The 7,146-nt window shown below is 51.1% G+C and carries 8 protein-coding genes; 5 read left to right on the top strand and 3 right to left on the bottom strand.

Annotation, left to right across the window (positions count from 1 at the left end):
• The 3 genes from OXG87_20390 to OXG87_20400 all read right to left on the bottom strand — a co-directional run.
• The coding region (locus OXG87_20390) for a mandelate racemase (GenBank protein MCY3871915.1) at nt 1-373 on the bottom strand (373 nt) is incomplete at its 3' end.
• A 25-nt stretch (nt 374-398) separates the two neighbouring features.
• Entirely contained in the window at nt 399-1,391 is a 993-nt protein-coding gene (locus tag OXG87_20395; GenBank protein ID MCY3871916.1) for a zinc-binding dehydrogenase, read from the bottom strand.
• An 18-nt stretch (nt 1,392-1,409) separates the two neighbouring features.
• Nucleotides 1,410-2,189 (bottom strand): phytanoyl-CoA dioxygenase family protein, encoded by a 780-nt coding sequence (locus tag OXG87_20400; GenBank protein MCY3871917.1) that lies wholly within the window; start codon nt 2,187-2,189, stop codon nt 1,410-1,412.
• A gap of 183 nt (nt 2,190-2,372) precedes the next feature.
• Between OXG87_20400 and OXG87_20405 the strand changes: the two genes are divergently transcribed.
• The 5 genes from OXG87_20405 to OXG87_20425 all read left to right on the top strand — a co-directional run.
• Entirely contained in the window at nt 2,373-3,149 is a 777-nt protein-coding gene (locus tag OXG87_20405; GenBank protein MCY3871918.1) for a phytanoyl-CoA dioxygenase family protein, read from the top strand.
• A 75-nt stretch (nt 3,150-3,224) separates the two neighbouring features.
• Nucleotides 3,225-3,968 carry an SDR family oxidoreductase gene (locus tag OXG87_20410; GenBank protein MCY3871919.1) on the top strand — a complete coding sequence of 248 codons (744 nt, stop codon included), beginning with the start codon at nt 3,225-3,227 and terminating at the stop codon, nt 3,966-3,968.
• Nucleotides 3,969-4,014: 46 nt separating this feature from the next.
• Entirely contained in the window at nt 4,015-5,166 is a 1,152-nt protein-coding gene (locus tag OXG87_20415; protein MCY3871920.1) for a hypothetical protein, read from the top strand.
• A gap of 30 nt (nt 5,167-5,196) precedes the next feature.
• Nucleotides 5,197-6,588: a sulfatase gene (locus OXG87_20420; GenBank protein MCY3871921.1), complete on the top strand. Its 1,392-nt coding sequence runs from the start codon at nt 5,197-5,199 to the stop codon at nt 6,586-6,588.
• A 126-nt stretch (nt 6,589-6,714) separates the two neighbouring features.
• On the top strand, nt 6,715-7,146 hold a 432-nt coding region (locus OXG87_20425; GenBank protein MCY3871922.1), incomplete at its 3' end, for a hypothetical protein.

The raw sequence follows: 7,146 nt of genomic DNA on the forward strand, positions 1-7,146 counted from the left end.
TGCCGAGAAGCTGGTGGATTGACAGGCCTGCAACCTTGCCAGCAAGATCCCATAGTGCGACATCTACTGCGCCGACGGCACGCAGGGTCGTGTTGCGCTGGATGAGAATCATGAGTTCGAACAGTCGTTCGCGGTCCAGTGGATTCTGGTCCATGACGATTGGCTTCAAGTAATGGATGAGGGATCCAGCATCGAACTCGGCACTGCGCCCTGAGGATCCGAGGAAGGCGTGGCCTTCGACCCCCTCGTCGGTAATGATCGTGAGCAGACCAAGCTGGCTATCGCCACCTATGGGACCGGTGTGGCGTTTGGCAATGCCAGCAGGGATTCCTTCCCATTTGAAGAGCGTGAGCGTGAGATCTGTGATCTTCATTTATCCATTCCATTTTTATTATTATTCACGGTTTTAACAAAATTTTGATGGCGGCACCTGGCTTTGCCTGTGTCGCAAACGCTTCGGGTGCTTGATCGAGAGGAAAAGCGTGGGAAACGAGTGGTTTCCGATCAATTTTCCCACTCCTGACGAGTTCAATTCCCCGCCTGTAATCATCGGGGGTCCATGACCAGGACCCTTGAAGCGTCACTTGCTTGCGCACCACCTGGTTAAAGTCGAGTTCGGGTTGATCTTCGAATAATGCGACGGGAACGAGGCGACCATTTTGTTGTTTTAGCATCGTCAAACCCTGATTGGGCGAGGCTTTCGCACCAGCAGAATCGATCACCACATCGGCATTTCCTCCCCGCGCACCGAATCTTTCCACCGGTCTCTCACCGCCCGTGAGTTCAATAACAGCTTCAACGGGATCTACTTCCGTCAAATTCACTATCTCATCTGCACCCAACTGGCGCGCCATAGCCAACCGTTTTGGCGACGTATCAACCGCAATAATGCGCCCACCCGCCGTTGCCCGAATGACCTGGATACATCCCAGGCCAATAATCCCAACGCCCAGAATAACAACGGTTTCCCCTTCAATGGGTTTTGCCAGACCCACTGCGTGTATCGACGTGGCGAGAGGCTCCATCATCGCGCCTTCTTCAAAGCTAATCGATTTGGGCAACCTGTAGGGACGATCGGGATTGACTTCCAGGGGAAGATATTCGGCAAACCCACCCAATCCCCCACCAGAAATGTGGTCGCCCACTTGAAACCGCTGCACATCTCGCCCCGTTTCCACAACCTCACCGCTAAACTCGTGCCCCATAATGAGGCCCTTCTCTATCGGACGTCCCAAAGAATCTTCAAACAGCCCGATGCGATAAGCGTGCAGATCCGATCCACAGATCCCACACGCCTTCACCCTCACCAGAATCTCATTTGCATTGATTTCCGGCTCTGGCACATCTGCCACCTGGATATCATGCGGCCCGCAATAAATAGCTGCTTTCATCGCCGTCTCCTTTGTGTATCATGGCGCAATGACTTCAAGCCTTGGAGGCTTCTGTGGACCATGGCTCCCCGGCGGCATCATCATGCGTTTTTGGTTCTCGGTCAAGTGATCGTAGTCATCTATATTGTAATAATTCGCCCATGAAATCGTATTCCCGGGGTTGTATTTAAAGAGAAATGATCTGCGTTCGTGATTGGCTGTCCAGGGCATAGTGCCGTGCACTGTCGCCTCCGTAAAAATGATCAGGTCACCCGGCTCCAATTCGGGTTGTACGACATAATGGGCGGGCCGCCTGAAATACATAACATCCTCGGGGATATCGAGTTGGAAGTTGGACTTGTGCGAGCCTGGAATACAGCAAAAACCGCCATCGCCCTTTCGCACGGGCGTGAGCGCATAGACCAGTGTTGTCAAACCATTGCGCATGATGCCGTCGCGATACGTGTAAAAAAATGGGAATAATTCCGTTTTCGATTTCATCGTACCGGCGTGCAGCGGACCTTTGGAACCGCCTTTGTCCAAAAAAATGCAATAATCCTGATCAAAGTGGATACTCGGTCCCAAAAGTCCGATCAAATAAGGGATAATTTTGGGATGATCTATGAGACCCTGAACGCAGGGATCCCACAGCGTGATATTCCGGGCGAGTTTTAGCCCATCGTCTCGATAGATTTCAAACTGGTCGCGCGCGATGCGGTCTGCAACTTCATTGCATTGATCAACTTCCTCTTTGGAGAGCACGTTTCTGACGACGAGATAACCTTCGAGGTCAAACATGAATTTTTCTTCGGGGGTCATGGCCGAATCTCCTGTATCTTGTATTGAAATCGTCTCGTTATTCCAATATGGTATCAAATTCAAAAAAGAAAATAAAAAAAGACGCCGCATCAGAATCGAACGACGTCAATTTCCACTTTAATACACTTCCTTTTTCGCATATACTACCAGACCCTGTAAAACCGTTAAAAGGAGTCCACAGTGTTGAGCGACCAGCAAAAAGCGTACTTTGATACTTTTGGATTTCTGGCTCTGCGTCGGGTCTTCTCATCTGCTGAAATGAAGGTGATCACCGCTGAGGCGGAATCTCTGTGGCGTGAAGATTTGCAAACGCGCCCTGAAGCGACCAGCTATCAAGCCATTGTGCCCTTTATCGAAAGACGCCCCATCTTATCACAATTGCCCCGGGACGACCGCATCTGGGAACCCATCGAAGATCTATTGGGACCGGGTTTTGTATGGGGGCAATCTGAAGGCAATCGCGGTAGTTTTAACGAGACCAACAACCACGAGTGGCACAGCGATCGGGCCGGGCAGATCGATCTGAACTACACGCGCATCAAAATTATGATATATCTACAGGAGATGGATCGAGATACGGGCGCGCTGCGGGTCATCCCGGGTTCCCATTTGCCCCATTTTCACTGCCCCTTGCTGGCACTTCAGCCCCAGACATCGGGCACCAGTATGGACGTTTTTGGCGTGCGTGGTAATGAATTACCGGGTTATATTTTATCGGTCAAACCGGGCGATCTGATCTTCTTCAATCAATACCTGTACCACGCAGTGTACGACAAGCGAGAAGGGCGCAGTTATATTGCGATGAAATTCGCCTCTCGACCCGAAACCTCTGTACACTACGAAGCCCTGTGCAAACACAATCAGGGTGCCGACAGGCTGCACGATCACTTCCGAAACAGCGATCATCCACGCATTCGCGCTATGGTCAAAAATCTGCTCACCTGGGAGCGGCAGCCCTGAAAACCCAATTGACATTTGGGTATATCTTCGCCTAATTTAAGCGATTTTACACACACAATATTGAAGGGAGTCACCATGGGAAAACTCGATGGCAAAGTAGCACTTGTCACTGGAGGAGGAACGGGCATCGGTCGCGCGACGTCGCTGCTATTCGCCACAGAAGGCGCAGACGTCGCCGTCAACTACAGCCGATCTGAAGATGACGCCAACAAAACCTGTGCGGATATCGAAGCACTGGGGCGCAAAGCCATCGCCGTCAAAGCAGACGTATCGGAAGACTCAGCCGTTCGGGAAATGGTAGATCGCGTAGTCGATGAACTCGGCCGCCTCGACATTCTCGTCAACAGCGCGGGCATGACGCGGTTCGTACCCCTGGAAGACCTGGAAAACCTGAAAGAGGACGATTGGGATCGCGCAATGGCCGTCAATGTAAAGGGCGCCTTCTTCGCAGCCAGGGCAGCAATCCCAAAAATGAAAGAAAGTGGCGGTGGAAGCATCGTCAACGTCGCTTCCATTTCCGGTATCTCTGGAAAGGGCAGTTCAATTGCCTATTCCGCATCCAAAGCCGCGCTGATATGCCTGACGAATTCTCTGGCTACCAGTCAAGCACCCGATATTCAGGTCAACGCCATCTCCCCGGGCTTTGTCGATACGCGCTGGGGAATCGGCTGGGACGCATTCCGCAAACTCCACCTGGAAGCCACGCCAATGGGCCGCGTTGCAACCGGTGAAGACTGTGCCGACGCCATCCTCGGACTCATCCTCAGCCCCTTTGTTACAGGAGAAAATCTCATTGTAGATGGCGGGCGGAGCATATAGGCATCACTCAATCCGGAACTTCTCGCACATTTGCAAAAAAAACGCCATGAAAATCGCATCCATTGACATCATTACAGTCGTTGTCCCAACCATACCCGGCCGTGTACACAGCGCATCATTTGGCCCTGCGGGCTGGGACCAGGTCCCCAAACACATCATCAGGCTAAATACCGATGAAGGGATTTACGGACTGGGAGAAACCTCGCGCGGGACGCCTGAAGGAGCAATTCGGCAGGGATTTAACCAGCTCAAAGGAAGAGACCCTCTCAAACTGAGCCTGCAAAACGTATTCAGAGACGCCGCCACGCACCGCAACACAGTCCTGCCCTTCAGAGATCCGGTTGTATCTGAAGATGGGGGCGGCACACGCGATTGGGAGAATTTGACCGGCTGGGGAACTGGCGCGGGTTACGAGGCTTTTGAAATGGCTGTTTTTGATATCGTGGGCAAAATCCGAAACTGCCCCGTCCACGAACTGCTCGGCGGTGCGTACAGAGACCGCGTACCAGCGGATTACTGGATCGGTCATCAAACGCCCGAAGACTCAGCCCTTAATGCGCGGCTCGGTTACGACCGCGGATTTCACGGTGTAAAAATGAAATGTACCTCGGATGAACCAATAGTCGCTCGCGTGCAGGCAATCCTGGAGGCCACAGATGCGTCATTCAAATGCACAATTGATCCTAATCAGAGATTTTATCGCCCGGCAGAAGCCATCGCATTGGCAAAACAATTCGAAGCAGTCGGCAATGTCGGCGTGCTCGAAGATCCAATGGCGAAATGGAACCTGGATTGGTATTGTCAACTAAGAGCGGCAACGACAATTCCAGTCGCATTGCATCTGGCGAATCCCCACGACATCATCAACGCAATCAAGGTGGAAGCAGTAGATATTTTCAATCTGGGGGGCAGCATGTGGCAATTTGTCCATAACGCGGCAATTGCCGATGCCGCTGGTATTCCCTGCTGGCATGGATCTGGAAATGACCTCGGCATAATGGAAATGGCCTATCTTCACGCGGCGAGTGTGCCGCGAAATTGCGTTATGCCCAGTGATTTTGTCGGGAGTTGGACGCGGGAAGATGACTTGATTGTGGATGGCATCCAATTTGAAAAGGGCGAAGCCATTGTTCCAACAAAGCCGGGACTTGGATGTGAACTCAATGTGGATGCTCTGGAAAATTATCGGATAAATTGACAGACAAAGATTTGAAGAAGTGAGGATCGTATGGTAGGTAAATTAAATATCCTGCTGTTTACAGCAGATGATTTGGGTTGCGATTCACTCGGTTGTTTTGGATCAAACGTGCCAGATATTTCCCCCAACCTGGATGCATTTGCTGCAGAGGGCATGCGATTCAGTCATGGGCATGTGAATGTTGCCATTTGTATGCCAAGTCGCAATGTGTTGAACACCGGGCGCTATAGTTATAACAATGGTGGAATGGGGTTCTTTCATACATTTGAGGACACACCGACGATCATCGAAATATTGAGTGATGCGGGGTATATGACTGGCCTTCTCGGAAAAGTGAATCATTCAACCCCAAAAGAGTCGATTACATGGGATTTTAGTCGGGATCAAGAAGACCTGGGGTTTGGCCGTAGCCCTCAGAAGTATGGGGCGTATTGTAAGAAATTTTTCGAGAACTGTAAAAGCGCCGACAAACCCTTTTATTTTATGGTGAACTCTCATGATCCTCATCGACCATTTTATAATCCAGATGAAGGACCAAAGGGTGGTGCTGAGGTGCCATCGCGGTTGTATAGCCCCAATGAAATTGAAGTGCCCGGATTCTTGCCTGATCTTCCATTGATTCGCAAAGAACTTTCGTGGTATTACAATTCGGTGAGACGCCTGGATGATACATTTGGGGCGGTGATGAATGCTTTGGAAGAGGCAGGATTGCGAGACAATACACTGGTCGCTTTTTTGTCGGATAACGGGATGGCCGTGCCGTTTGCCAAGTGTAATGTATATCTGGCGAGTACGCGCACACCGTGGCTGGTGCGGTGGCCCGGTGTTGCAAAAGAGGGTACAACATGTAGTGAACTGATGTCGGGCATTGACTTCTTGCCGACCGCGTTAGACGCAATTGGTATGCCTGCTTTGGATGGTGTGGATGGGCAATCTTTTGTGCCGCTACTGAAAGGTGAAAAGCAGAAAGGCAGGGAGCATGTATTTACACAGATCGATTCTAAGGCTGGTGGCGCAGCAACGCCGATGCGATGTGTGCAGGATCATCAGTTTGGATACATCTTTAATATGTGGGTGCGAGATGACTATCGGTACCGCAATAACAATGAAGGCTTGACAATGCACGCAATGGAGGAGGCTGCACCGGGAAATCCAGATATTGCGGAACGGGTGCGGATGTTTCGGTATCGCGTACCGGAAGAGTTATACGATTTGGAGCAGGACCCCAATTGTTTGAAAAACTTGATTGACGACCCGGAATACAGTGCAAAAGCTGATGAAATACGGGCGATTCTACAGGCTCAAATGCGGGAAACCAATGATCCGGTTTTAGAGGCTTTTGAGAATCGGACATCGCCCGATGTGGTAACGCGTGTGTTCAATGCTGTATATCCAGACCACGAAAATAGGAATAAAAATTAAAGTCTCACAAGACCTGAGGATGGCAATGAGAATTCTCGACATCCGACAGAGAAAGCCCGAGGTATGGCGAGATCCCGCATGGTCTGAGGATTGGGAATGGGCAAGCAATAGACCTGGAGATTCTGATTGGCCGAGGTACAACAACCCATAGCTGAACCGGAGATTCGTCCACTTCGGCACGCCATAACGGCTCGATCCATTGCGCTGGGTACGCTGTGTGTGACTTTCATGGCCTGGGGCGGTCACTATACGCGTCACATCGGTCATACGACCAAGATGGCGCAGGACCATCTGCCCTGGGGCGTGATGGTTCCCTTCTTCATCATCGCTGTCATCCTCAACAAAGTCATCCAGGCCATCCGCCCGAAGGCCATGCTCACAAGAGCCGAGCTTCTCGTCATCTTTGCAATGGCCCTGATCGGATCGGCTCTGCCCAGCTACTTTATGGCGCACATGATCGCGAACATCGGTGCGCCCTATTATTTTCCATCATCCGAGAATGGTTGGGCGACCGAACTGCATCCATATCTCGTCGACTGGGCAGTCGTAACGGATATT

Source organism: Gemmatimonadota bacterium (genome assembly GCA_026706845.1).
Lineage (GTDB): Bacteria > Latescibacterota > UBA2968 > UBA2968 > UBA2968 > VXRD01.

Excerpts from the sequence above, each read along its gene's own strand:
- OXG87_20395 (MCY3871916.1), bottom strand. The coding sequence starts at position 1,391 with ATGAAAGCAGCTATTTATTGCGGGCCGCATGATATCCAGGTGGCAGAT.
- OXG87_20400 (MCY3871917.1), bottom strand. The coding sequence starts at position 2,189 with ATGACCCCCGAAGAAAAATTCATGTTTGACCTCGAAGGTTATCTCGTC.
- OXG87_20410 (MCY3871919.1), top strand. The coding sequence starts at position 3,225 with ATGGGAAAACTCGATGGCAAAGTAGCACTTGTCACTGGAGGAGGAACG.
- OXG87_20415 (MCY3871920.1), top strand. The coding sequence starts at position 4,015 with ATGAAAATCGCATCCATTGACATCATTACAGTCGTTGTCCCAACCATA.
- OXG87_20420 (MCY3871921.1), top strand. The coding sequence starts at position 5,197 with ATGGTAGGTAAATTAAATATCCTGCTGTTTACAGCAGATGATTTGGGT.